Here is a 25,858-nt window from a genome sequence, read left to right as displayed (position 1 = left end):
GCCTCTTAACGCAGCAACGTCAGCTACCTAGCACGAGGCAAGCAAGCGGAAAATCGTCAAATCACTGCTGCGGCAACGCGGCGCGATCGGGGATGGAGGTCAACAGCGTGTGGCGCGCCGACTTCAGATGCTTGCGGCAGGCCGCGTCGACCTTGCCGAGATCCCGCGACTTGAGCGCGGCTATGTAAGCCAGGTGTTCCCCAACCGCCAGTTCGTTGCGCTCACGCTCCTGCGCCTTGTTCCACTGGTAATGGTAGTGGAAGATCATCGCGATGACGTCGTAGAAATCGACGATGAAGCGGTTGTGCGACGCGCGGTGGATCAGCCGGTGAAAGCGCTCGTCGAGCTCCGAGAATTCGTTGAAGCGCGTGGCGATCTCGCGCGCCAGCAAGCGATGCTCGTCTTCCAGGAGATCGAGGTCGGCCCAGACCGGGCTGTCTTGCGGCAGGGCTGCGAAGGCGGCGGCCGAGCGCAACTCGAACATTTCGCGGATTTCGGTCAATTCCAGCGCGAAGGCGCGGGTAAAACCTTTCAGCACCCAGTGGCTGTTGCGGCGTTTCTCGATCAGCCCGAAGCGGGAAAAGCGGATCAGGAATTCGCGCACGCTGGTGGTGCCGACGCCGATCTCGCGCGCCAGCTCGAGTTCGTTGATCTGCATGCCGGGCTCGGCGCCGCCGGCGAGCAGTCGCCGCATGAAGGAGCGCTCGATGATCTGCGACAGCGTGTCGGTCTCTTCCTCGGGGAAGAAATCGTCCGACCGCGGCGCGCGCAAAACCGTCTTGCTGCGCTTGTTCCAGGCAATCAGCCCCGTCTCTTCCATGCGCGCAAGGATGCTACGGATGGTCGTGCGGCTGACGCCGAGCAGCGCGCCCAACTCGGGCTCCGACGGCAGGCTCTTCGTTTCGTCGAGCAGCCGCAGACCGCGATTGTAGGCGTCCTTGTAGACGTTATTACTCTTCGACATCCCCTGCCCCGTTGCGCGCCGGCGCTTGCGGCGGCCGGCCTGAAGCGCGATATGACAGATGCTCCTGGCACATGCCCCAAGAAGCGGAATCGCTTTTCGAAGTCAGGCCTGGTCCAGTGTCCGGTCCTCAGCGCATTCGTAAGTACGCGCGGCGTCGTCATGAAAAAACAATTGACGCAAAAATGTTTTTTCACGATAAAAGACATTATAGCTTAACTGCCGCGTGTCAATCCGCTCGCGCATCCCCAGGAAACACCCAGGAAACTGCCCGTGAACGCCGCAAACAGCATTCTTCTGTCTCCCGCCGACAATGTCGCGGTCGCCAATGGTCGCATCGAGATCGGCACGATGCTGCCGGGCGGCGCCGTTGCCACGGCGCTCATCGAGCCTGGCCACAAGGTGGCGATCAAGCCGATCCCTGCCGGCGAGGCCGTGGTCAAATACGCGCAGGCGATCGGTCGTGCCACGCAGGACATCGCGCCCGGCGAACATGTTCATTCGCACAATCTGGTCTTTGAATCCGGGCGTTTGCCGGTGGTGCCGCCGAGCGAGGCCGTGCACGCGACCGAGGCCGACCGCGCCCGCACCTTCATGGGCTACCGTCGCGCCGACGGCCGCGCCGGCACGCGCAACTTCATCGGCATTCTCGCCAGCGTCAATTGCTCGGCCACCGTCTGCCACTCCATCGCCGACCAGGCCAACCGCGAGCTGCTGCCGAAATATCCAGGGATCGACGGCTTCGTCCCGATCGTCCATGGCCAGGGCTGCGGCATGAGCGCCACCGGCGACGGCATGATGGTTCTGCACCGCACGCTGGCCGGTTATGCCCGGCATCCGAATTTCGGCGGTGTGCTGATGGTCGGCTTGGGCTGCGAGGTCAACCAGCTCACCCTTTACGGCCAGAAGGGCGTCGCAGCTGGCAAACGCCATTTCAACATCCAGGAGGCTGGCGGCTCGCGCAAATCGGTCGAGAAGGCGATGGGCGTGCTGGCTGAGATCTGCGAGGAAGTCGGCCAGTTGAAGCGTGAGCCGATCCCGGTCAGCGAGATCGTCGTCGGCCTGCAATGCGGCGGCTCCGACGGCATGTCGGGCATAACAGCCAATCCGGCGCTGGGCGCCGCCGTCGACATCCTCGCCGACGTCGGCGGCATCGGCATCCTCTCCGAGACGACGGAGATCTACGGCGCCGAGCACCTGCTCGCCTATCGCGCCGCGACCCCGGAAATCGCGGCCAAGCTCGACGGCTATATCAAATGGTGGGAAGACCATGTCGCCAAGCACAGCGCCTCGATCGACAACAACCCCTCCCCTGGCAACAAGCGCGGCGGCCTGACCACCATCCTGGAGAAGTCGCTGGGCGCGGTGGCCAAGGGCGGCCAGACGCCGCTCAACGGCGTTTTCGGCTATGCGGAGAAGGTCAGCGGGCACGGCTTGGTGTTCATGGATACGCCCGGCTACGACCCGGTCTCGGCCACCGGCCAGGTGGCGGGCGGCGCCAATGTCATCGTCTTCACCACCGGCCGCGGCTCCTGCTTCGGCTGCCGGCCGACGCCGTCGATCAAGGTCGCCACCAACTCGACCATGTATCATCAGATGGAAGAGGACATGGACGTGAATTGCGGCGTCATCGCCTCGGGGGAAAAGACCATCGCCGGCATGGGCCGCGAGATCTTCGAACTGATCGTCGAGACGGCTTCCGGCCGCAAGACCAAGAGCGAGGCGTTCGGCTACGGCGACAACGAGTTCGTGCCCTGGCACCTTGGAGCGACCCTCTAGACCAGCCACTAACTGACTTAAGGCGGGCCAGGCAAATGGCCGGTGGGAGGTTTTGCATGAAGAAACGCTGTGTCGGCAGCACCGCGCTGGAAATAACCGAGGTCAGCTTCGGCGGCGCGGCGATCGGCGGCCTCTACCGAGCTTGCCCGCGCGAGGCGGCGATGGAGACGCTGCAGGTCGCCTGGGAAGCCGGCCTGCGCTATTTCGATACGGCGCCCTTCTACGGCTTCGGCCTCTCGGAACGCCGCTTCGGCGATTTCCTGCGCGACAAGCCGCGGGACTCCTACGTGCTATCCACCAAGGTCGGGCGCCTGTTCCGGCCAGTGCCGGAAGACCAGGTCCCCGACTACTCCTATGTCGACCCGCTGCCCTTCGCGCTCGACTACGACTATTCCTACGACGGCATCATGCGCTCGGTCGAGTTCAGCTATGCGCGGCTTGGCCTCAATCGGATCGACATCCTGTTCGTCCACGACATCGGCGTCTACACGCATGGCGTCGAGAAGACGAAGCTGCATTTCCGCCAATTTATGGATGGCGGGCTGAAGGCGCTGGAAGAGTTGACGTCGTCCAGGGTCATTTCCGCCTACGGCCTTGGCGTCAACGAGGTGCAGATCTGCCTCGATGTGCTGCATCGAGCGCCGCTCGACTGCATCCTGCTGGCCAGCCGCTACTCGCTGCTCGACCGCACCGCCGAAGCCGAGTTGCTGCCGCTTTGTCGACAACGCCAGACCTCGCTGATCATCGGCGGCGTCTTCAATTCCGGCATTCTGGCGACAGGCCCGGAGCCGGGCGCCCATTTCGATTATCGGCCGGCCACCGCGGACATTCTCGGCCGCGTCGGAGCAATGGAAAAAATCGCCGCCGAGGGCGGCTATCCGCTTGCGGCGGCAGCGTTCCAGTTTCCGTTGCACGAGCCGGTGGTAGCCTCCGTGCTGACAGGCACGGCCAAGCCCGCCAACCTGACGCGTAACCTTGAACTGCTCAGCGTCCACGTGCCGGAAACCGACTTCGCCAAATACGATCCTTACACGATCGTTCAGCAACTCGGCTGATGCGCTTTAGCCTTCTCTGTTCTCAGGCTAACTAAACGTCGACGATGTGGTCTGGAGGCATAAATCGCCCAATCCAAAAAAGAACGAATGTTCCATATTGACTGAAGCTTGGAATTAATATTCCATACCCCCTCAGGCCAGGATCGGGGAGCATTTGAACCTGGCAGGAGGCTTCCTTCCGGTCTAGCCATATGGAGACCGATGCGAAACACCGCTTGCGTCGACCCAACCTATGCACTATCAAAATGCGGCAAATGTTTTTTATTGATAAAGTTCTGTTTGGGCAGCGCCTATCCGAATGGAGCTACCGTAACGTTCACCGGGCGACTTAGGGAGGAAACCTAATGAAATTCGTGACCAGCATTCTCAACCGCCGCGCCTTCGCGGCCCTCGCAGCGGCCTCGATGCTTGCCGGCGTGATGCATTCGGCGCCGGTTTCGGCGGCGGACGCGACCATCCCGATCATCGTCAAGGACACCACCTCATTCTACTGGCAGATCGTTCTGGCCGGCGCCCGCAAGGCCGGCAAGGACCTCGGCGTCGACGTGCCGGAGCTCGGCGCCCAGGCCGAGACGGACGTCAACGGCCAGATCTCGATCCTCGAGAACGCCGTCGCCGGCAATCCGGCCGCTGTCGTCATCGCGCCGACCGAAGCCAAGGCGCTCGGCAAGCCGATCGACGAGGCCGCCACCAAGGTCAAGATCATCGGCATCGACTCCGGCGCCGACTCCAAGGCCTTCACCTCGTTCCTGACCACCGACAACATCCAAGGCGGCCGCGTCGCCGCCGACGGCCTGGCGGCGGCCATCGGCGAGGCCAATGGCGGCAAAGTCGAGGGCGACGTCGCCCTGATCACCGCACTTCCGGGTGCCGGTTCGCTCGAACAGCGCGCCCAGGGCTTCAAGGAGCAGCTTGCCGCCAAATATCCAGGCCTCAAGCTCGTCGCCGACAAATATGCCGACGGCCAGGCCACGACCGGCCTCAACATCGCGACCGACCTGATCACCGCCAACCCCAACCTCAAGGGCATCTTCGCCTCCAACCTGATCATGGCGCAGGGCGTCGGCCAGGCGATCGCCGAGAACAATCTTGCCGGCAAGGTCGGGCTCGTCGGATTCGACAGCGACGAGAAGCTGATCAAGTTCCTCAACGACGGCGTCATTTCGGCTCTCGTCGTCCAGGATCCGTACCGGATGGGCTATGACGGCATCAAGACGGCGCTCGCCGCCTCGAAGGGCGAGAAGGTCGAGGCCAATGTCGACACCGGTGCCAACCTCGTCACCAAGGCCAATATGAAGGATCCGAAGATCGACGCGCTGCTCAATCCGAAGCTCGACTGAGCATCGGCGTAGGTACATTGTTTCCGGGGCCTTCCTGCTCCGGAAACACTCCACCAAGTGCCAATGGTGAGGCCAATCTGGGAGGATTGTCATGACGTCGACGGCGCAGGAACTGCATCCAGCCCCAACGCTGGAGCCGGGCAGGACGATCCTCGAACTCAAAGGGCTGGAAAAGCAGTATCCCGGCACGCACGCGTTGAAGCCGGTGAGCCTCGCCTTCAAGTCCGGTGAAATCCACGCCATCGTCGGCGAGAACGGCGCCGGCAAATCCACGCTGATCAAGCTTTTGACCGGCGTCATGCCGCGCACCTCCGGCGACGTCATCTGGGAGGGCAAGCCGGCAGCGCTGGCGACCCCACACGAGGCGATGGCGCTCGGCATCAATGCCGTGCATCAGGAAGTCGTTCTGTGCCGCCATCTCACCGTGGCGGCCAACATGTTCCTCGGCGAAGAGGATTCCCGCTTCGGCATCCTGCAGCAGCGGGCCATGGTCAGGGAAGCGCAGAAGATCATTGACGATCTCGGCTTCGACCTGCCGGCGCATGTCGTGCTGGGTGACCTGACCATCGGCCAGCAGCAGCTGATCGCCGCCGCCCGCGCCACCGTGCGCGGCACAAAGTTCCTGATCTTCGACGAACCGACCGCCTATCTCACCCGGAAGGAAGCCGACCAGCTTTTCACGCTGATCCGCCGGCTGAAGGGCGAAGGCGTCACCATCATCTACATCAGCCACCGCATGGAAGAGGTGTTCGAGCTCGCCGACCGCGTCTCGGTGCTGCGCGACGGTACGCTTGTCGGCACCAGGAACATCGCCGAGACCAACGACGCCGAGCTGGTCAAGATGATGATCAACCGCTCTATCGAGCAAGTCTATCACAAGGAGCATTTTACCCCGGGCGCGACGCTCCTCGAAGCCAGAAATCTCTCCGGCAAGGGCTTCGAAAATGTCTCGATGACGGTTCGTGCCGGCGAAATCGTCGGCCTCTATGGCCTGATCGGTGCCGGGCGCAGCGAATTCGTCACCACGCTCTACGGCCGCCACCGCAAGTCGGCCGGCCAGATCCTCTGGGAGGGCAAGCCAGTCCAAGTCAACTCCGAGCACGATGCGATCAGGCTTGGCATGGCGCTGGCGCCGGAAAGCCGCCGCGACCAGGGCCTTTGCCTCAATTTGCCGGTCAGCCTCAATCTCAATTTGCCGATCTACAAGCGCATCTCGAACAATCTCCTGATCTCGAATGCACAGGAGAAGACCGAGGCCGATCGCCAGATCGCCGATCTCAGGATCAAGACGCCGACACGCAACGCCTTGGCCTCCAGCCTGTCCGGCGGCAACCAGCAGAAGATCGTTATCGGCAAATGGCTGGCCCACGGCGCCAAGCTGTTCATCTTCGACGAGCCGACGGTTGGTGTGGATGTCGGCACCAAGGCCGAGATCTACCGCCTGTTCGGCGCGCTTCTGTCCAAGGGTGCCGGGATCATCCTGATCTCGTCATATCTGCCGGAGGTCTATGAACTGGCCGACACGCTGCACGTCTTCCGGCGCGGCAAGCTGGTGGCCACGCATGGGTTCCGTACCGCCGATCACGAGGAAATTCTCACACAGGCCCTCGCCGAGAAACAAGAAAAGCTGGGAGGACAGACATGAGCACGGAGGCTATTCCCGCCGAAAAGCCGAAGCGCAACTACAACGCCCTGTTCGGGCTGACGCTGCTGGCGTTGCTGGTTCTTTTGTGGATCATTCTGTCGGTGGCGACGCCAAGTTTCGCCTCGGCCAACAACATCTCGAACCTCCTGCGCCAGGGCTCGATGATTGCGATCCTGGCGGTCGGCCAGACCTTCGTCATCATCACCGGCGGCATCGACCTCTCCGTCGGCGCCGTCGTTGGCTTCGCTACCGTCATCGTGGCGATGCTGATCAATGCCGGGGTACCGCTCTTCCTCGCCATCCTGATCACCTTGCTGGTCGGCGTCGCCATCGGCATGTTCCATGGCTTCGGCATCGTCAAGATGGGCCTGCCGCCCTTCATCATCACGTTGGCGACGCTGACATCCCTGCGCGGCATCGGCTTGTTGATGACCAACGGCAACTCGATCTCGATCAACAACGATGCCTTCCAGCTTTTCTCGCGCAGTTCCTTCCTCGGCGTCCCCAATCTGTTCTGGATGGTGATCCTGGTCGGTATCCCGGCCTACATCTTCCTGCACCACAGCCGCTGGGGCCGTTATCTGTTCTCGGTCGGCTCCAACGCCGAGGCCTCGCGTCTGTCCGGCGTCAATGTCCAGCGCACCATCTACATGGCCTACACGCTGTCTGGCCTGTGCGCGGCTTTCGTCGGCGTACTGCTCGCCTCACGCATCGGCATCGGCAATCCGACGCAAGCAGAAGGCTGGGAATTGCAGGCGATCGCCTCGTCGGTGATCGGCGGCACCTCGCTGTTCGGCGCGGTCGGTTCGGTGCACGGGCCGCTGCTCGGCGCCTTCATCCTCGCCACCATCAACAATGGCGCCAATCTGCTGAACGTCAACGCCTTCTGGCAACGCATCATTACCGGCGCGCTGATCATCGTCATCGTTTATTTCGACGGATTGCGCCGCCGCGGCAAATAGACCCCATCCAAGGCCACCGGCCTCGGCGACAGCCGGTGGCGCCACGAACCGACTGGATAGAAGCATGAAAGCCATCGTCTGCCGCTCTCCCGGCGACCTTGTTCTCGAAGACCGTGCCGCTCCCGGCGCGCCACCGTCCGGCTGGGCGCTGGTCGCGGTCAGCCATGTCGGCATTTGCGGCACCGACTATCACATCTTCGAAGGCAAGCACCCGTTCCTCGCCTATCCCCGCATCATGGGCCACGAGGTTTCCGGCACCGTGATGGAGGTTGGCGACGGTGTCGATCTCACAATCGGCGAGCCGGTGATCATCAACCCCTATCTCGCCTGCGGCAAATGCATCGCCTGCCGGCAAGGCAAGCCGAATTGCTGCGTCAGGATCGAAGTGCTCGGCGTCCATCGCGACGGCGCCATGTGTGAGAAAATCCTGGTACCGGCGCAAAATCTCTATCCGGCCAACGGCCTGTCGCTGGCGGATGCCGCCGCCGTCGAGTTCCTGGCGATCGGCGCCCATGCCGTGCGGCGCTCGCTGGCTGATCCCGGCGCGCGCACGCTGGTCATCGGCGCCGGGCCGATCGGCCTCGGAACGGCGCTGTTTGCGCGCATCGCCGGTCTCGACACGACGCTGCTCGACATGAGCGCCGAGAGGCTCGGCTTCGCCGCAAGTGAACTCGGCTTCGCGACCCTCGACGGTTCACGGGCGACAGCAATCGACCTCGTGCGGGAGGCAGCCGGCGGCGAAGGTTTTGACGTGGTCTTCGACGCCACCGGCAACACCCGGTCCGTGCAGTCGGCCTTCGCCCATGTCGCGCATGGCGGGACGCTCGTCCTGGTCAGCGTCGTCAAGGACGACATCGCCTTTTCCGACCCCGAATTCCACAAGCGCGAAATGACGCTTGTAGGCAGCCGCAACGCGCTGCGTGCCGACTTCGACCATGTCGCCGCCTCGATCCGCGACGGTGCGGTGCCACTGGCAAAGCTCGTCACCCATCGCACGACGCTTGGCGACACACCGCGCGACCTCGCCCGCTGGGTGCATGAGAAATCCGGCCTGATCAAAGCCGTCATCCAGGTCGGGTGAGGCCGGACACGCTCCAGCGATTGTCCTAAAGGTGCGTTGAGATTCAGGTCAGGCCGAGTCGAAAATGGTGGATTCCGAGAACCGGAACGGAGCGTACGTTTGGGTACGTGAGTACCGGAAGCGCAGGAAGCCGCCATTTGCAGGCCGGCCTCAGCTGAATATCAACGCAACTTAAAGCGCCGACAATTTGAACTCGACCCGCTCAGCCGGAAACCGCGTTTCGGCGAACTGGATCGGCTGTCCGTCCGGCGTGACGTTGACGGCGACCGTGACCAGCACGATGGCGCCGGGTTGCAGATCGAGGTCGGCGAGATCGGCGGCATCAGCATGGCGCGCCGACAGCACAGTCGATTGCCTGAGATAATCGCTGACACCGAAGCGCTGGAGCGAGGCGGTGATCGATCCGGTTTCCGCCATGGCCGCCTCGATGCCGGAAAAACGCCTGGCCTCGAACCAGGCGGTGGCGCGCGAGACCGGCTGTCCATCGGCTTCGCCGCGCATTTCCAAGCGTACCACGTCAGCCCCCCTCGCAAGGCCCAGGCTGTCCGCGACACGACGGTTGGCCGGTTCGATCGCCGACTCGAGCAGCACGCTGCGGCGCTCGGATGCCTGCCCTTGCAGGCCCGCCGAAAAGCGCGTGCGGGCGCCGATCGGATAGGACAGCCGCTTGCGCGACAGCACGAAGGTGCCGCGCCCCTGCTCGGCGCGAAGCACCCCCTCCTGCACCAATGCGGCGATCGCGGCGCGCACCGTATGGCGGTTGACGCCATAGCGCTCTGCCAGTGCGATTTCCGGCGGCAGCGCGGCATTCTCGGCAAACTCGCCGACGGCGATCGAATGCAGGATCTGGTCGGCGATCTGCCGCCACAGCGAGACGCCGGTGCGCCGCTCCAGGCTGCTGGCCATCTGCCGTCCGATCATTCGTTGCCCCGAACCTTTCGTCCCTGTCATGCATCCGTCATGGACTCGCATTAGGGAATAGGTGTAATTTGTATAATTGTCTAAATCAATAGACAAATTTTCAGCAAGAAGGAAGGGCCATGAGAGGACAGGAAGCGCGCGATCAGGCTGAGCGCAAGGCCGTCATGGCGACGCTGGCGCAATCGAGCGGCGACGACATCGTCCGCCTCTGGAATGAAGCCGGCCTGCCTTCGGAAGCGGAACTCCTGCGCGGACCCGAAACCGGCCTGGTCACCGTGCGTGGCCGCATCGGCGGCGGCGGCGCGCCGTTCAACGTCGGCGAAGCAACGGTCACCCGCGCCACCGTCCGGCTGGCATCCGGGCAGGTCGGCCACTGCTACGCGCACGGCCGCGACAAGCAAAAGGCACGGCTGGCGGCAATCGCCGACGCGCTCTGGCAGGATCCCAACCATCGCAGCGAGGTCGAGACCAAACTCATCGCGCCCCTTCGGGCGGCACAAGCCTGCGCGCGTGAACGGCGGCGCGCCGAGACGGCGGCAACGAAGGTCGATTTCTTCACAATGGTACGCGGAGAAGACTGATGGATATCGCCACCCAAGCGATCGAGGGCGGCTTCGCCGATCCGGTGTTCAACGCGCAGACGGTGTTCCGCGCCGTGATGGACGCGATGGCGCGACCGGGCACCCTGCAGCCCCTGCCGGTCTTTGCCCGCCCGCCAACGCCGCTGTCGGCCACCGCGGGCGCCATCGCGCTGGCACTGTGCGACAACGACACGCCGCTCTGGCTCGACCCTGTCTTGCAGGCCCCGGCAGCGGTGAAGGCTTGGCTTGGCTTCCACACCGGCGCGCCGCTCGCCAACACGCCCGCCGATGCGCATTTCGCGCTGATCGCCGCGCCCGCCGAGATGATGGCGCTCGACGGTTTTGCGCAAGGCACCCAGGATTATCCCGACCGTTCGACCACGCTGATCCTGCAGGTGAGCGATCTCACGTCGGGCACGCCTTTGCTGCTTGAAGGCCCCGGCATCGAGAAGACCGCGACGATCGCGCCAGCGCGGATGCCGCGTCATTTCGTCGAGCAATGGAAGCAGAACAACCAGCGCTTCCCGCGTGGCGCCGACATCATCCTGGCCGCCGCCGACAGCATCGCCTGCCTGCCGCGCACGACGCGTATCAAGACGATGGAGGCGTGAGATGTATGTCGCAGTAAAAGGCGGCGAAGCCGCAATCGCCAACGCCCATCGCCTGCTCGCCGACCGCCGGCGCGGCGACCGCAAGGTGCCCGCACTTCGCCTCGACCAGATCGTCGAGCAACTGGCGCTCGGCGTCGACCGGGTGATGAGCGAGGGCTCGCTCTACGATCGTGAATTGGCGGCGCTCGCCATCGTCCAGGCGCGCGGCGACATGATCGAGGCGATCTTCCTGGTCCGCGCCTATCGCACGACGCTGCCGCGCTTCGGCTACACCAGGGCGATCGACACCGGCGCGATGCTGGTCGAGCGGCGCGTGTCGGCAACCTACAAGGATCTGCCCGGAGGCCAGCTCCTCGGCCCGACCTTCGACTACACCCACCGGCTGCTCGACCCCGAGCTTGCCGCGGGCGGCGACGTCGCCGAGCCGCTGCAACGTGCAAGCGAGGCGGAGGCCATGCCGCGCGTCTCCGCGATCCTCGCCCGCGAGGGCCTGATCGAACCCGACGGCGAGATGCCTGGGGATCATGTTCCCGGCGACATCACCCGCGAGCCGCTGGAATTCCCGATGGCGCGCGACATCCGCCTGCAGGCGCTGTCACGCGGCGACGAAGGTTTTCTGCTGGCGCTCGGCTACTCCACCCAGCGCGGCTATGCCCGCAACCATCCCTTTGTCGGCGAGGTCCGCATCGGCGAGGTCGAGCTGGAGCTCGACGTGCCGGAATTGCCTTTCGCAGTACCGCTCGGCTCCGTGCGTGTCACCGAATGCCAGATGGTCAACCAGTTCAAAGGCTCGGCCAAGGCGCCGCCGCAATTCACCCGCGGCTACGGCCTCGTCTTCGGCCAGAGCGAGCGCAAGGCGATGGCCATGGCGCTGTGCGACCGGGCGCTGCGCGCCTCGGAGTTCGGCGAGGACGTTACCGCCGCCGCCCAGGACGAGGAATTCGTCATCTCGCATTCCGACAATGTCCAGGCGACCGGCTTCGTCGAGCACCTGAAATTGCCGCACTATGTCGACTTCCAGGCCGAGCTCGACCTCGTGCGCCGCATGCGCGCCGAGCATGACGCCCGCGAAAACGCCGGCAAGGCCGAAGAGAAAAGGGAGGCCGCCGAATGATTTCAGCCGTCTCCACCACCATGACCGCTGCCACCATTGGAATGGCTGCTATGCCGGTCATAGCCGCTGCTGCTGCCATCCTGTCCGCCGGAGAAGAAGCCATTGCCCGAACCGTCTCTTGGCCCGGAGAGACTCTTAGGGCGAAGGAAAAAGACGACCGCGCCCACGAACGCCAACAGCAGAATTCCGATGTGCATCCATCCGGTTGGGGTCACCTGAGTCTGGCCCTTTTTCCGCGTGTTGGAAGTCAATCTGGTAGCACAAAGCGGAAGCGATCACCATGACCGAAATCGCCACCTACAACTTCGCCTATCTCGACGAGCAGACCAAGCGCATGATCCGCCGCGCGATCCTCAAGGGCATTGCCATCCCCGGCTATCAGGTGCCGTTCGCCTCGCGCGAAATGCCGATGCCCTATGGCTGGGGCACTGGCGGCGTGCAGGTTACCGCCTCGATCATCGGCCCGGATGATGTGCTGAAGGTCATCGACCAGGGCGCCGACGACACCACCAATGCCGTTTCGATCCGCGCCTTCTTCAAGAAGGTCGCCAATGTCGCGGTCACCACCGAAACGGCCAAGGCGACCATCATCCAGACCCGCCACCGCATTCCCGAGCATCCGCTAGCGGCCGGCCAGGTGCTGGTCTACCAGGTGCCGATCCCCGAACCTTTGCGCTTCCTTGAACCGCGTGAAACCGAAACGCGCAAGATGCATGCGCTGGAGGAATACGGCCTCATGCATGTCAAGCTCTACGAGGACATCGCCAGGCACGGCCGCATCGCCACCACCTACGCCTATCCGGTCAAGGTCGAGGGCCGCTATGTGATGGATCCGTCGCCGACGCCGAAATTCGACAATCCGAAGATGCACAATTCGCCGGCTCTGCAACTGTTCGGCGCCGGCCGCGAGAAGCGCATCTATGCATTGCCACCGTTCACCAAGGTGGTCAGCCTCGACTTTGAGGACCATCCCTTCGAGGTGCAGACCTTCGACCAGCCCTGTGCGTTGTGCGCGGCCGAGAATGTCTATCTCGACGAGGTCATCATCGACGACCATGGCGGCCACATGTTCGTGTGTTCCGACACCGACCATTGCGAGAAGCGGCGGGCGGAAGGTCATCGCGGTCATCTCGCACCCGAGACGATGGAGCCGGCGCAATGACCGACGAACCGCTGCTGCGCGTCTCCGCGCTGTCAAAATTCTACGGCTCGCGCGTCGGCTGCGAGAACGTCACCTTCGACCTGTGGCCCGGCGAGGTGCTGGCGGTGGTCGGCGAGTCCGGTTCCGGCAAGACGACGCTGCTCAACTGCCTGTCGACGCGGTTGCTGCCGAGCTCCGGCAGCGCCAGCTACCGCATGCGCGACGGCCAGTTCCGCGAGCTCTACCGCATGAGCGAGGCCGAGCGCCGCTTCCTGATGCGCACCGACTGGGGCTTTGTCCACCAGAACCCCGCCGACGGACTGCGCATGACGGTTTCGGCCGGCGCCAATGTCGGCGAGCGGCTGATGGCGGTGGGCGACCGCCACTATGGAAAGATCCGCGCCACCGCCGTCGACTGGCTGTCGCGCGTCGAGATCGATGAGGACCGCATCGACGACGAACCGCGTGCCTTTTCCGGCGGCATGCGCCAACGCCTGCAGATCGCGCGCAACCTCGTCACCGGGCCGCGGCTGGTGTTCATGGACGAACCGACCGGCGGTCTCGACGTCTCGGTGCAGGCGCGCCTGCTCGATTTGTTGCGCGGCCTGGTCACCGATCTCGGCTTGGCGGCGATCGTCGTCACCCACGACCTTGCGGTGGCGCGACTGCTGTCGCAGCGCATGATGGTGATGAAGGACGGCCACGTCGTCGAAAGCGGCCTCACCGACCGCGTGCTCGACGATCCGCGCGCGCCTTACACCCAGCTTCTTGTTTCCTCGATATTGCAGGTGTGACCATGGCAACCCCTCTCGTTGTCTCCGACGTCGCCAAGAGCTTCACCATGCATCTGCGCGACGGCATCAAATTGCCTGTTGTCGCCGGCGTGTCGTTCTCGTTAAGGGCCGGCGAATGCACCGTGCTCGGCGGCCCGTCCGGCGCCGGCAAGAGCTCGATCCTGAAGATGCTCTACGGCAACTATGCCGTCGATGAAGGCCAGATCATCGTCCAGCACAAGGACGGGCTCATCGATCTCGCGACGGCCAGCCCACGTAAAGTGCTTGCCGTGCGCCGGCAAACCATCGGCTATGTCAGCCAGTTCCTGCGCACCGTACCGCGCGTCTCGGCGCTGGATGTCGTCGCCGAACCGCTAGTCGAGCGCGGCGAGGACCGTGAAGTTGCGCACGGCAAGGCACGCGCCTTGCTGGCTGAGCTCAACCTGCCGGAAAAACTCTGGGCGCTGCCGCCGGCGACCTTTTCCGGCGGCGAGCAGCAGCGCGTCAACATCGCGCGCGGCTTCATCACCGAGCACCCGGTCCTGCTGCTCGACGAGCCGACAGCTTCGCTCGATGCCAGGAACCGCGACGTGGTGATTGCGCTGATCGCGGCCAAGAAGGCGGCCGGCGTCGCCCTGCTCGGTATCTTCCACGACCACGACGTGCGCGAGGCAGTGGCCGACGGCATCATCGACGTGACCGCTTTTAACGCCGGGAAAATCGCCGCATGACCGGAAAACTGTCGGAGGCGCCGCTGGTCCACGAGACGGCGGAAGTCGAGAGCTCGACGCTCGGCCGCTGGACCGAGATCGCCGGGTTTCGGAAACCACGCTGGGCGACTATTCCTACATGATGCAGGACTGCGGCGTCTGGTGCGCGACGATCGGCAAGTTCGCCAACATCGCCGCCAATGTACGCGTCAACGCCACCAACCACCCGACCTGGCGGCCGACGCTGCATCATTTCACCTATCGCGCTTCGGACTATTGGGACGACGCCGAACACGAGAGCGAATTCTTCGCCCAGCGCCGCGCCAGGCGCGTCACCATCGGCCACGACACCTGGCTCGGCCACGGCTCGACAATCCTGCCCGGAGTCACCGTCGGCGATGGCGCGGCGGTCGGCGCCGGCGCGGTGGTGTCGAAGGACATCGCGCCCTACACCATTGTCGGCGGCGTGCCGGCCAAACCAATCCGCGAACGCTTCGACCGCCGCACGGCCGAGCGTTATCAGGCACTTGCCTGGTGGGACTGGGATCACGCCCGCCTGCGCGCCGCGCTCGACGATTTTCGCGCCCTTTCGGCGGAAGCGTTTCTGGAGAAATACGGCGGCTAAAGATGGTGAATGGTGGCAGCTAACAGAGGGTGGTGCCCTTCTATTCACTATTCACTATTCACCATTCCCCGCCTCCTGTGGGCGGTAACAAAACTGACATCAATCCGACACCGCAGGTTCATGCGGCTGCGCTAGCGAGGGTTAACAGACCTTCAACTGCGACTGGACTGGAACGTGCCTATGTCAGTAACCTCAGCCACGCTGGAAATCCGCGGCATTACCCGCCGGTTTGGCAAGAACGCCGCCGTCAGCAATGTCGATATCTCGATCCCGCACGGTCAGATGGTCGGCATCATCGGTCGCTCCGGCGCCGGCAAATCGACCCTTTTGCGCATGATCAACCGTCTCATCGATCCGAGCCAAGGGTCGATTTTTTTTGAAGGCGCTGAAGTCTCGCGGTTGCGCGGCTCGCCGCTCCGGCGCTGGCAGCGCGACTGCGCCATGATCTTTCAGCAGTTCAACCTGGTGCCGCGCCTCGACGTGCTGACCAATGTGCTGCTCGGCCGGCTCAATCATCGCTCGACCCTTGTCAATCTGCTCGGCGTCTTCTCCCGCGAGGAACGGGCCGAAGCGATCGCGGCGCTCGAGCGTCTCGACATCGCCCGCACGGCGCTGCAGCCGGCCGGCACCTTGTCGGGCGGCCAGCAGCAGCGCGTCGCGATTGCCCGCGCCATGATGCAAAGGCCGAAAGTCATCCTTGCCGACGAGCCGATCGCTTCGCTCGACCCGCTCAACGCCAAGGTGGTGATGGATTCGCTGCAGGACATCAATTTGCGCGAGGGCCTCACCGTCGTCACCAATCTGCACACGCTGGATACCGCGCGCTCCTATTGCAACCGCATCATCGGCATGGCCGCCGGCAAGGTCGTGTTCGACGGTCCGCCCGAAGACCTCAACCGCGAGGCCGTGCGCATGGTCTACGGCGCCGACAGCAATGGCGGCGAAATCTCCGAGGCCATCACCTCGACCAGCGTTATCATCAAGCCAAAAATCGCCACATCCGCAGGACCGCTCGAGCCCGCATTCCCTGGCTACTAGCTCCATGATCCACCAAGTGGATACCGGTATACGAAAGATCATGGACAACCAAAAGAGCGCCTGGATCGCCAGCCCGCGTCAAGGGCGCTGTCAAAATTCGAACGCTGCCGGCGCGATGCCGGAACCAACAGGAGAGACGAGATGTTCAAAAAGATACTTTTCGGTGCCGTTTCCATCCTCGCCATGGCGGTTGGCGCGGTCCAGGCACAGGACCTGAAGGAATTCCGCGTCGGCATTCTGGGCGGCGAGAACGAAGCCGACCGTCTGCGCAACTACCAGTGCTTCTCCGACCACATCAAGGACGTCCTCGGCGTCGAGAAAGTTTCGCTGTTCCCGGCCGCCGACTATGACGGCGTCATCCAGGGCCTGCTCGGCGGCACGCTCGACTTTGCCGAACTGGGCGCTTCCGCCTACGCCAAGGTCTATCTCGAAAACAAGGATGCGGCTGAGCCGATCCTGACGACGATTCAGACCGACGGTTCGACCGGTTACCGTGCGGTCATGGTCGCCCGTGCCGATTCCGGCATCAAGACACTCGCCGACATGAAAGGCAAGAAACTCGGTTTCGCCGATCCCGATTCGACGTCTGGTTACCTGATCCCGGTCACGTCGCTGCCCAAGGACATCGGCACGGATGTGAAGAGCTACTTCGCGTCGACCGGTTTCGGCGGCGGCCATGAACAGCTTGTCCTTGAAGTCCTGAAGGGCACATTCGATGCCGGCACCACCTGGGCCTCCGGCGTCGGCGACTTCAAGGACGGCTACAGTTCGGGCAATCTGCGCAAGATGGTCGACAAGGGTGTCCTCAAGATGGACGACCTTGTCGAACTGTGGCAATCGCCGCTGATCCCGAACGGCCCGCTGGTCGTGCGTACGTCGATCGACGCCGGCGCCAAGCAGAAGATCATCGATTTCCTGACCAAGCTTCCGGAAACCGATCCGGCCTGTTTCTCGGCGATACAAGGCGGCGATTACAAGGGCTACTCGCCGGTTACCCCGGAATTCTATCAGCCGATCATCGACGCGCGTAAGGCGAAGATCGGCTCGTAAAGCAAACTGCATGTCGCCCAAAAGTGCGCAGCGGTTTTGGGATGACGACATGCACAAACAAAGACTTAGTGCGCATCGCCGTGCGCACTAACGGCACACGCCGCCGGGGCCATGCGCCGCCAGCGGCGTTGCCGCATCATGAGCCGGGGATCTATCGATGAGCGCGACCGACGTTTACCGCGCGCCTGCGCTTTCACCGGAGGCAGCCACAGTCGAGCAGCATTGGCGCGACCTCGCCGCTCGCCGGCGCCTTTACACGATCGGAGGCCTGGTTTTCCTGCTTCTTGCGCTCTCCGGCTCGCTCTGGTTCGCCAATGAAACCAACGCCGGAAAGTTCTTCGACCGCCTCCCCCACGTCGCCGATTTCTTCGCCGAGTTGAAGCCGCGCGACTGGTTCGACCCGGTGCGCGCGCTGTTCGACCTGCCGTCTCCCTATGACGACGGCAGCCTCAAGTTCGACTACCCGGAAGGCCGGATCTACCTGACCCAAGGCATCTACATTCCGGAATATTTCCACCGGATGATCGAGACGCTGAACATCGCCCTGTTTTCGACGCTCGTAGGCTCCACATTCGGTTTCCTGCTCTGCTTCTTCGCGGCAGGCAACATCACGGCCAGCCGCTGGCTGCGTTTCACCACGCGCCGCTTCCTTGAAATCGTCCGCGCCTTTCCCGAAATCGTCATCGCCGGCTTCTTCCTGGCGATCTTCTCGCTTGGACCCATTCCGGCAATCCTCGCGGTCAGCATCCACACCGTCGGCGCGCTTGGAAAAATGTTCTTCGAAGTGGTCGAGAACGCCGACATGAAGCCTGAAGAAGGCTTGCGGGCCGTCGGCGCCAACTGGGTCGAACGGGTATGGTTCGGCATCGTGCCTCAGGTCCTGCCCAACTTCATGAGCTATTTCCTGCTCCGCTTCGAGATCAATGTGCGCGCCTCGACCATTCTCGGCGCCGTCGGCGCCGGCGGCATCGGTGAAACCCTGCGCCTTTCGATCGGCCGAGGCCATGAGGCCAAGACCATTGCCATCCTCTTTCTGCTGTTCTGCACGATCGTCGCCGTCGACCAGTTTTCGGCATGGCTGAGACACCGTCTGGTCGGCAGACAGGCGTTCGCATACGGGCGCGGAGAATAACGCAATGAAAGCCGACGCCATCGACGATGTCGCCGCTCGCCATCCGGACGCGTTCCGGCGCTCCCTGTGGAAGCGCTACGCCACCCCGCTTGGTGTTCTTCTGTGCATTCTCTACACCTTTTACTGCGCCTGGTTCTTCTCGGTCAGCGCCGTTCTCGAAAAGGCGAACTGGAACCTTGCCGGCGCTTATCTCGCCGACTGGGTGTCCTACGAAATCCGGCCCGACATCGAGTTCAAGGACAATTATCTGACGATCGACTACTCCCGCTTCTCCAAACTGGGATCCAATCCGGATCCCGACTGGGTGACCAAGCAGATGGCCGTGATCGAGCGGCGGGTCGACGCAGCACCGGCACCGACGATCACGACCAACAAGTCGTCGCAGGACTCGTTCATGGCGCCTGGCGCGCCAACCGCCGAGAACCCGGCCGCCGCGCAAGGGCAATCGGTTCCGGTTGCGCCTGAAACGGTGCGTGAAGGGGCCGTCGTGGCGGCGGACGTCGTCTTTGGCAATGGCCGGATCGCCATCACGCCAAACCTTGTCACCGTGACACGCGGCGCCGAAAGCGTCACCTTCGACATCGCCAAAGACAGTGCCGTCACGCCGCGCACACCGTTGCCAAACTGGATAGAACAACGCAGGCCGGGCTCGACCGCCTATGTCTCGTTCGGATTTCTCGGTCGCGCCGAAGTGCAAGATGACGAAGTGGTCGCCTGGAGACGTTTCTTCGGCTGGGCCAATTTCGTGTTCGACACGAATTCGCCATTCTGGGGAAAGCCGTTGGGCGAGGTCGCCTCGCTGATCGTCTCCGGGGCACGCATCGACCCGTCGCGGTCAAACGCAGCACTCGCCTGGGACAACGTTCTGAACAACGCCGAGTGGCAGCACGGCGACGTCTGGCTGAAACTCCTGCAAACCATCGTCATGGCTTTTGTCGGCACGGTGCTGGCCTCGATCGTCGCCTTTCCGCTCGCCTTCCTGGCTGCGCGCAACGTTACGCCGAGCCTGCTAGCCAATCAGGTAACGAAGCGCTTCTTCGATTTTCAGCGGTCGGTCGACATGCTGATCTGGGCGCTGTTCTTCACCCGCGGCTTCGGTCCGGGGCCACTGGCCGGCATGTCGGCAATCTTCTTCACCGACACCGGGACCCTGGGCAAACTCTATTCCGAGGCGCTGGAAAATATCGACGACAAGCAGCGCGAGGGCATCCGCTCGGTCGGCGCAACGCCCGCAATGGTGCAGCGTTACGGCGTGCTGCCCCAGGTTCTGCCGGTATTCCTCAGCCAATCCCTCTATTTCTGGGAATCGAACACGCGCTCAGCGACGATCATAGGCGCAGTCGGCGCCGGCGGCATCGGTCTGAAATTGTGGGAGGCCATGCGCACCAACACCAATTGGGCCAATGTTTTCTATATGGTTCTGCTGATCCTGCTTGTCGTTTTCATCTTCGACAACATCTCCAGCTATCTGCGCCGCAAACTGATGGGGACCATCGCAAGCGGCAATGACGAGCGGCGCGCTCGCCTACCGCCGGCGGCTCAGATCGCCTGAGAGGGAGGCTCGGTCCTAGTGGTGAAAGTCTACACTTGGCCGCGCCTTGAGTTGGAGACGAGCGCGGCGAAGCTATTGCAAAACTGAGTCTAAGAAACGTATCAAAACCGGGCAATAGGTTGTCTCCTGTTTTTGCGTAAGAGGTCTTGCTGATCGCTCGGCTTGGACCTCGTCAATAATACATGCGAAGTCGGGATGTACTTCGATAATGCCGTCCAGCATCGCGCTAGCCGCCGCCTTCTTTTCGGCCGTCACCGACGCCGTCCTGGAGGAAGTGGCCGAATGGCAGAACCGGCCGCTGGATGCGGTCTATCCGCTGGTCTTCTTCGATGCCATCCGGGTCAAGATCAGGGACGAGGGCTTCGTGCGCAACAAGGCCGTCTACATCGCGCTCGGCATCCTGCCGGACGGCACGAAGGAGATCCTCGGCATCTGGATCGAGCAGACCGAGGGCGCCAAGTTCTGGCTGCGCGTCATGAACGAGCTGAAGAGCCGTGGCGTCGCCGACGTCCTGATCGCATGCCGGATCGGCAGATCGCACGGCTGCTCAATCGCTGCCGCAAGCCAACTGGCTACAGCAACGGATGGACGCAACAGCGCGTGCGCGGTTTCCGCTGTCACCACGGCATCGCGGTCTACCGCGAAGGCGAACGGGCCCAGCGCGGCGAGATCACGCTCGACGCCGCGGCCGAGATCATTGGCGTCTGCAAGATGACGGCGCTGCGCATGATCCGTCGCGGCGACATCAAGGGCCGACAAGTCTGCACGGGTGCACCCTGGCTGATCAAGGCCGAGGACGTGGCCGCGTTTGCAGCCAGGAAGCGACCGTCAGCTTCGGTAACACCAAATCCCGCGCAGCAGCCCTTGAGTTTCAATGAGATAACAGGATGCGTATTATGACTCACGACTGCTTGGTCACACCAAGATCGAAAACACCGTAAGATATCTCGGAGTGGATGTAGAAGATGCCTTAGAACCGGCCGAGGCGACGGAGGTCTGACTACGCGCGGCTCCGCCATCCCAGTGGAGCCATTTTGCGCCTGTCAACCAAATCGTAAAGAGCCACGCTGCTCTAAAGCGGACGTAGACGAGCGGCTTGAACAGGTCTGCAATGCGCGCCAACAGCGGGCGTTGCTGCTTGACAAGAGCGAACAGTCACAACTCGGTCATCGTTTCGCGGGCATTGGTCTTCTGGTTTCAGATTGAAGAGATCAGTGAAGAAGAGCGGTCTGTGTCTCCGCCACCCAGCCGTCTGCCTCGATTTCTTTGAATAGCTTAAGGGCGCTGTGTAGCAACCCCTTTGCTTGATCTCTGTCAGCAACCAATTCAAATCTGCCAAAGGCAAGCAGGCTTTGGGCGAGCTCGGGTCGGGACTGGATTGTCTGGAGAACCTCAACACTTCGACGGAACTGCCCGTCCGCCGATTGGCGATCACCCCTGGCCTCGTAGGCTTGGCCGAGCGCACGACGGGCTGCGCCAATCTCGAGCCTCGCCGTTACACGCTCCGCGAGCTCCAGCGCGCGTTCCGCCGCATGCAGCCCCGCTGCGGCGTCCCCTTCGGCGAGGTGCAATTGGCTCAAGGCGATGTGCGGATAGATCTTGCAGAAATCGTTATCTACCCGCCGTGCCACTGTCTTCATCACCGGATCCAGGAAGGCCCTTGCGTCGGCAATCCGGTTCAGCTTCAGACAGGCGATGGCTGCCCAGCCCGACGCCCACAATACAACGCTCCATCTCGCGTTCTCCCAGGCCGTGGAGAGGTTCTGCTCGACCACCTCCACCGTCCGCTGCCAGAGTCCCTTGTAAAGCAAAGGCTCTGCTTCCATCGCCAGCCACGAGCGCACCTCGACGTCCTGCGTCGACGCTGCGATCTCCCGGACCATCTCGGCGAATTGCAGAGACCGCTGCAACCGCCCGGCGCGGGCATTGTAGCAACGGCCCGCACCTGCGGCGAGCGAACCGAGCTCTTCCAGGGCCCCGACTTCCTGCAACAGCGCCGCGGCCCGTTCGATCTTGCCGAGTGATTCTTCAAGCCGTCCGGTATTGCCGAGGAAGTTGGCATAGCGGAACGCAACTTCGGCCTGGCGCGCCGCATCTGCGAAACCGGCATGTCGTTCGGCGCTGACCAGCAACGGCTCTTCCAGCCAATCCACTCCCTTGAAGGACTGCAGCCCCGCCAGGGCCGCGGTGTCCCCGTCGGCAAAGGCGATTGCCCTGTCGACCTGGTGAAGCGCTTCGGCACGTTCCTGCTTGCTCGCGTACTGCCGGCCGCTCCTGGCCCGCGCCAAGACCGTCTCGACGTAGGTTTGCCGGTGCGCCGCCGTGTCGGGAAGGCGTTCGAGAGCGTGGATGGCGCGCCGGTAATGCTCGGCCGCCTCCCAGCGAGCCCCGCGACTCTCGGCTTTCGCCGCCGCCAGGAGCCGACAGTTCAAGACCTCGTTCCAGGCATTTGCACTCTCGTAGTGACGCGCCAGCAATGCTGGATCGTCGGTTTCCGCCTGTGCAAGCGCAGCGGCGATGCGCGCGTGCAGTTCCTTGCGTGTATCACGCAGCAGGCTGCCATAGGCCGCGTCCTGAAGCAAAGCGTGCCTGAAGACATACGTCGCTCCCGAGACGGTTTGCCGGGAGACCAGCAGCTCGGCCTCCACCAAGGCATCCAAAGCCAGTTGCAGCGCGGCTCCATCGAGATCGCAAACGCGCGCGAGCAGTCCGATGGTGAACTCGCGACCGATTGCGGCCGCGGTCTGATAGATCCGCTTTCCGGTGGCGAGCCGATCGAGCCGGGCCATCAGCATGTCCTGGAGCGATGCCGGCACGCCCCGCTCGAGCGCGCCGGCGGCGTTCGGCTGGTTCTGCGCCTCGATCAAGGTCCGGGCCATCTCTTCGAGAAACAGCGGTATTCCATCGCTCCGCTTCACGATCTCCTCGACGACGCGCTCCGGCAGCACGTCGGAGTTGGCAAGCAAATCGATCATTCTCTCGCACTCGCGCCTGGTTATGCGATTTAATGCAACCGTCGTGACATGAGGCAGATCCGACCATGCCACGCTGATTCCGGGGCGCGAGGTGACGAGCAGCAGCACTGGCAGGGTCTCTACCCTGTCGACGAGCCGGTTGAGGAACTCGAGCGTCGACGGGTCGCACCAGTGCAAGTCCTCGAAGGTGATGACCGCGGGGCCTTTGGCGCAGGAATCCTCCAAGAGGCTCATAAGCACATCAAAGGTTCGTTCCGTCTGTTGAAGCGCATCCAGGCTCGGCGGGCCTTCTCCTCCATTCGTTGGGATGGAGAGAAAAGCGGCGAGAACCGACAATTGGACCTGAGCGCTCTCGCCAGACCTGGGAAGCATCGCCGTCAGCCTTCGCAATTTTTCGCCCGGATCGAGGTCCGGGCGAATGTCGGCCGCCTGTTCAAGCTGCGTGACCAGAGGGTAAAATGCTCGGTCCGCGTGCGACGGCGAGCACTGGTAGGTCAGGCGCGCATGCGGCCGGTGCAGCAACTTGGCTCGCACCGCCTCACAAAGGCGCGACTTGCCGATCCCTGGTTCGCCCGAAATGAGAACGACTTGGCCCTCGCCTGCCTCTGCTTGCCGAAATCGCTTCGTCAGCAGTTCCACTTCATCGCCGCGCCCGATCAGCGGCGTATGGAGCCGGCCGTGCAGCGCTTCAAAGCGTGTCTCCTTGGCGGCCTTGCCCAGGACACGTGAAGCGCGTACGGGCTCCGGAAAACCCTTCAAGAGGTGTTCGCCAAGATCGGCAGTCTCGAAGAGGTTGCCAAGTAGCTGTCGCGTGCTGGCGGCGACCACGACAGTTCCGGGTTCCGCGATGCCTTGTAGCCGCGCCGCCAGGTTCGGTGTTTCGCCGACCACGGCGCGCTCGCGCGCCGTTCCGGTGCCAGTCGTTTCGCCGACCATTACAAGACCTGTCGCGATACCGACACGAGCTGCCATAGGTCGTCCAATGGCGGTATCCAACGTCGAGACTGCCAATGTCAGTTCAAGACCCGCCTCGACGGCGCGCTCTGCATCGTCCTCATGGGCACGCGGCCAGCCGAAATAGACCAGCACGCCGTCGCCTATGAACTTGGCGATATGCCCATCCCATCGCCCCACGATTTTTGTGCAGCTCGTGTGATAGGAACGTATTACGTCGGCCACATCCTCGGGATCGAATTCGACCGAGAGAGGCGTCGAACCCACCAGGTCGCAGAACATCACCGTAAGCTGGCGGCGCTCGGGCGACACTTCTTGCGAGGGCTCAGCCGATGTGACCGGCGCAGCGGCCCCTTCGTGACGCTGCCCAATGTCAGGCGGTGCAAGGCTGGCGATCGACTTCAGAAGTTTGCGCCGATCACCTACCGCGGCAACTCCCATCTCTTTGAGGTCATCGCCCGTCAGGCTTGGCAGCACATCGCAATCGATTTTGTTGTTGGCAAACGCTTCCACATACTCGCCAAGACCTTGGCCCTCCAGCCACTTGGCGATGTCGCGCATGGCGGTTCCTCAACTGGACGTGGCTAAAGCCGAACGAATTACGGGGCCGATCTTACTGAGCGTCATACTCGCTCGCACTTTGTCGGATATGCAACTCAATTGTCCGTCGCCTCCTAATTCCGAAGTCGCTGCGCCCGATCGCATCTCTGGAATCTGAACAAGAGTCACGATTACATACCGTTCGGGAGCTCGGAGGAGCTTGGTGCCAGAGAAGGGAGCCGAAAGTCTGGAATGGGTCAAACCCGGGGTCCGTCTGATCCAGGCGAATGTCCGCTTATGAACACCTTAGCTACGCAAAGTGGACCGACGTGCCCTTTTCGGTTGTTCAATTTTACGCGTCGCGATGGCTGGTTATGGCGCAATCACGCCATTCCGGCAGATGATATGAAAGACCCACCCAACCTTGCCGTTCCGAGGTCAGGCTTTCATCAATAGGCGCCTGCCTTCTTCCAGCCGTTCTTGATGTGCTTGTAGCCGTTGCGATAGACGGCTTCCGGGTTTTCGGAAAAATCGCGCCAGACCTTGGTGGCCGCCGCCAAATCTTTCAGCGAGCGGCCGAAGGCCTCGATCGTCAGCCAGTCGTCATAGCCGCTCTTGCGGATGGCCGAAAACGTCTCTTTCCACGGAATGTGGCCGCGCCCCGGCACACCGCGATCGTTTTCCGAAATATGGATATGGACGACGTTTCTGCGGTTGCGCGTATAGGCGCCGATCGGGTCGGCCTCCTCGATATTGGCATGAAACGTGTCGTACATCGCCTTGATGTGCGGCCGGTCGATTGCGTCGATATGCTCCGACAGATCGTCCATCGTGTTGAGCAGATAGCACTCGAAGCGGTTGAGTGCCTCCAGCCCGATGGTGACGTTCTTCTTACCGGCGTGGTCGCCGATGGCGCGTTGCGAGGCGACCGAGCGCTTTTTCTCCGCCGCCGTCGGCCCGCTACCGGAGAAGGCGCCGAGCGTCGAATGCAGCGGGCCGCTCAAGGTTTTGGCGCCGAGCGCAGCTGAGCAGTCGATCGCCCATTTCATATAGTCGATGCCGGCCTTGCGCGTTGAGCCGTCGGCCGAGATCAAGTTCATCGCCGGATCGCCCATGGCCGAGACCGCCGTGCGCTCCAGTCCGATGCGGTCGAGCAGTTCGGCGAGCTTTTTGTAATCGTCCGGCGTACCGGCAAAGATCGGTATCTCGACGCCATCGAAGCCGGTCGCCTTGATATCCCTGAGCAACGGCTCGTGTTTCTTCGATACGGCCGTCGTCCACAAGAACATGCACATGCCGATTTTCATCGACGCCCCTC

Annotated in this window: 22 protein-coding genes and 3 pseudogenes; 21 read left to right on the top strand and 4 right to left on the bottom strand. The window is 62.9% G+C overall.

What is annotated here, in order from left to right:
* Positions 1 to 61: 61 nt before the first annotated feature.
* Complete coding sequence (locus tag AC0NID_RS10515; protein WP_473455416.1) at positions 62 to 964, bottom strand: GntR family transcriptional regulator; 903 nt, start codon at positions 962 to 964, stop codon at positions 62 to 64.
* Positions 965 to 1,234: 270 nt separating this feature from the next.
* On the opposite strand from AC0NID_RS10515, the gene AC0NID_RS10510 reads away from it, so the two are divergent.
* The 6 genes from AC0NID_RS10510 (at position 1,235) to AC0NID_RS10485 (ending at position 8,823) form a co-directional block, all read left to right on the top strand.
* Positions 1,235 to 2,740, top strand: a complete 1,506-nt coding sequence (locus AC0NID_RS10510; protein ID WP_473455417.1) for a UxaA family hydrolase — start codon at positions 1,235 to 1,237, stop codon at positions 2,738 to 2,740.
* A 56-nt stretch (positions 2,741 to 2,796) separates the two neighbouring features.
* A complete protein-coding gene (locus tag AC0NID_RS10505) occupies positions 2,797 to 3,795 on the top strand; it encodes an aldo/keto reductase (protein WP_473455418.1) in 999 nt (332 codons plus the stop codon).
* A 344-nt stretch (positions 3,796 to 4,139) separates the two neighbouring features.
* On the top strand, positions 4,140 to 5,135 hold the full coding sequence (locus AC0NID_RS10500; protein WP_473455419.1) for a substrate-binding domain-containing protein: 996 nt from the start codon (positions 4,140 to 4,142) through the stop codon (positions 5,133 to 5,135).
* A 91-nt stretch (positions 5,136 to 5,226) separates the two neighbouring features.
* Positions 5,227 to 6,780: a sugar ABC transporter ATP-binding protein gene (locus tag AC0NID_RS10495; protein ID WP_473455421.1), complete on the top strand. Its 1,554-nt coding sequence runs from the start codon at positions 5,227 to 5,229 to the stop codon at positions 6,778 to 6,780.
* Positions 6,777 to 7,742, top strand: a complete 966-nt coding sequence (locus AC0NID_RS10490) for an ABC transporter permease (protein ID WP_107651218.1) — start codon at positions 6,777 to 6,779, stop codon at positions 7,740 to 7,742. The genes AC0NID_RS10495 and AC0NID_RS10490 overlap by 4 nt, the downstream gene beginning before the upstream one ends.
* Before the next feature lie 64 nt (positions 7,743 to 7,806).
* The gene (locus tag AC0NID_RS10485; protein ID WP_473455422.1) at positions 7,807 to 8,823 is read left to right on the top strand and encodes a zinc-binding alcohol dehydrogenase family protein; all 1,017 of its coding nucleotides are present in this window, start codon (positions 7,807 to 7,809) and stop codon (positions 8,821 to 8,823) included.
* Between the two features lie 171 nt (positions 8,824 to 8,994).
* Here the strand turns inward: AC0NID_RS10485 and phnF are convergent, their stop codons facing one another.
* Positions 8,995 to 9,744, bottom strand: a complete 750-nt coding sequence (phnF, locus tag AC0NID_RS10480) for a phosphonate metabolism transcriptional regulator PhnF (protein ID WP_473455423.1) — start codon at positions 9,742 to 9,744, stop codon at positions 8,995 to 8,997.
* 119 nt (positions 9,745 to 9,863) lie between these two features.
* On the opposite strand from phnF, the gene phnG reads away from it, so the two are divergent.
* From phnG to AC0NID_RS10405, 15 genes and pseudogenes are all read left to right on the top strand, one after another.
* A complete protein-coding gene (gene phnG, locus AC0NID_RS10475; RefSeq protein WP_473455424.1) occupies positions 9,864 to 10,325 on the top strand; it encodes a phosphonate C-P lyase system protein PhnG in 462 nt (153 codons plus the stop codon).
* The gene (gene phnH / locus AC0NID_RS10470) at positions 10,325 to 10,936 is read left to right on the top strand and encodes a phosphonate C-P lyase system protein PhnH (protein ID WP_473455426.1); all 612 of its coding nucleotides are present in this window, start codon (positions 10,325 to 10,327) and stop codon (positions 10,934 to 10,936) included. The genes phnG and phnH overlap by 1 nt, the downstream gene beginning before the upstream one ends.
* Position 10,937: 1 nt before the next feature.
* Positions 10,938 to 12,050, top strand: a complete 1,113-nt coding sequence (locus AC0NID_RS10465) for a carbon-phosphorus lyase complex subunit (RefSeq protein ID WP_473455427.1) — start codon at positions 10,938 to 10,940, stop codon at positions 12,048 to 12,050.
* Entirely contained in the window at positions 12,047 to 12,334 is a 288-nt protein-coding gene (locus tag AC0NID_RS10460) for a hypothetical protein (RefSeq protein ID WP_473455428.1), read from the top strand. The genes AC0NID_RS10465 and AC0NID_RS10460 overlap by 4 nt, the downstream gene beginning before the upstream one ends.
* The gene (locus AC0NID_RS10455) at positions 12,331 to 13,212 is read left to right on the top strand and encodes an alpha-D-ribose 1-methylphosphonate 5-phosphate C-P-lyase PhnJ (protein ID WP_473455429.1); all 882 of its coding nucleotides are present in this window, start codon (positions 12,331 to 12,333) and stop codon (positions 13,210 to 13,212) included. Before AC0NID_RS10460 ends, AC0NID_RS10455 begins: the two co-directional genes overlap by 4 nt.
* Entirely contained in the window at positions 13,209 to 13,985 is a 777-nt protein-coding gene (phnK, locus tag AC0NID_RS10450; protein WP_473455430.1) for a phosphonate C-P lyase system protein PhnK, read from the top strand. Before AC0NID_RS10455 ends, phnK begins: the two co-directional genes overlap by 4 nt.
* Before the next feature lie 2 nt (positions 13,986 to 13,987).
* Positions 13,988 to 14,695 carry a phosphonate C-P lyase system protein PhnL gene (phnL, locus tag AC0NID_RS10445; RefSeq protein WP_473455431.1) on the top strand — a complete coding sequence of 236 codons (708 nt, stop codon included), beginning with the start codon at positions 13,988 to 13,990 and terminating at the stop codon, positions 14,693 to 14,695.
* A pseudogene (locus tag AC0NID_RS10440) lies at positions 14,692 to 15,299 on the top strand (DapH/DapD/GlmU-related protein). The gene phnL and the pseudogene AC0NID_RS10440 overlap by 4 nt, the downstream one beginning before the upstream one ends.
* A gap of 180 nt (positions 15,300 to 15,479) precedes the next feature.
* A complete protein-coding gene (gene phnC / locus AC0NID_RS10435; RefSeq protein WP_473455432.1) occupies positions 15,480 to 16,337 on the top strand; it encodes a phosphonate ABC transporter ATP-binding protein in 858 nt (285 codons plus the stop codon).
* A 141-nt stretch (positions 16,338 to 16,478) separates the two neighbouring features.
* Positions 16,479 to 17,387, top strand: coding sequence for a phosphonate ABC transporter substrate-binding protein (gene phnD / locus AC0NID_RS10430; RefSeq protein ID WP_473455434.1), 909 nt, complete (start codon positions 16,479 to 16,481; stop codon positions 17,385 to 17,387).
* A 157-nt stretch (positions 17,388 to 17,544) separates the two neighbouring features.
* A complete protein-coding gene (gene phnE / locus AC0NID_RS10425) occupies positions 17,545 to 18,519 on the top strand; it encodes a phosphonate ABC transporter, permease protein PhnE (protein WP_473455435.1) in 975 nt (324 codons plus the stop codon).
* A 4-nt stretch (positions 18,520 to 18,523) separates the two neighbouring features.
* A complete protein-coding gene (phnE, locus tag AC0NID_RS10420) occupies positions 18,524 to 20,071 on the top strand; it encodes a phosphonate ABC transporter, permease protein PhnE (RefSeq protein ID WP_473455436.1) in 1,548 nt (515 codons plus the stop codon).
* Between the two features lie 241 nt (positions 20,072 to 20,312).
* Positions 20,313 to 20,591, top strand: a pseudogene (locus tag AC0NID_RS10415) (transposase); the annotation flags it as partial.
* A 191-nt stretch (positions 20,592 to 20,782) separates the two neighbouring features.
* On the top strand, positions 20,783 to 20,971 hold the full coding sequence (locus tag AC0NID_RS10410; RefSeq protein ID WP_473455437.1) for a helix-turn-helix domain-containing protein: 189 nt from the start codon (positions 20,783 to 20,785) through the stop codon (positions 20,969 to 20,971).
* Between the two features lie 7 nt (positions 20,972 to 20,978).
* Positions 20,979 to 21,071: pseudogene (locus AC0NID_RS10405) on the top strand (integrase); the annotation flags it as partial.
* A gap of 211 nt (positions 21,072 to 21,282) precedes the next feature.
* Here the strand turns inward: AC0NID_RS10405 and AC0NID_RS10400 are convergent.
* Both AC0NID_RS10400 and AC0NID_RS10395 read right to left on the bottom strand, forming a co-directional pair.
* The gene (locus AC0NID_RS10400; protein WP_473455438.1) at positions 21,283 to 24,561 is read right to left on the bottom strand and encodes an AAA family ATPase; all 3,279 of its coding nucleotides are present in this window, start codon (positions 24,559 to 24,561) and stop codon (positions 21,283 to 21,285) included.
* A gap of 428 nt (positions 24,562 to 24,989) precedes the next feature.
* A complete protein-coding gene (locus AC0NID_RS10395; protein WP_473455439.1) occupies positions 24,990 to 25,847 on the bottom strand; it encodes a sugar phosphate isomerase/epimerase family protein in 858 nt (285 codons plus the stop codon).
* Positions 25,848 to 25,858: the final 11 nt, after the last annotated feature.

This window comes from Mesorhizobium sp. WSM4821 (assembly GCF_055901555.1).
Note: the sequence above shows the minus strand (reverse complement) of the source record. Positions and strands in the feature narration are given on the sequence as shown.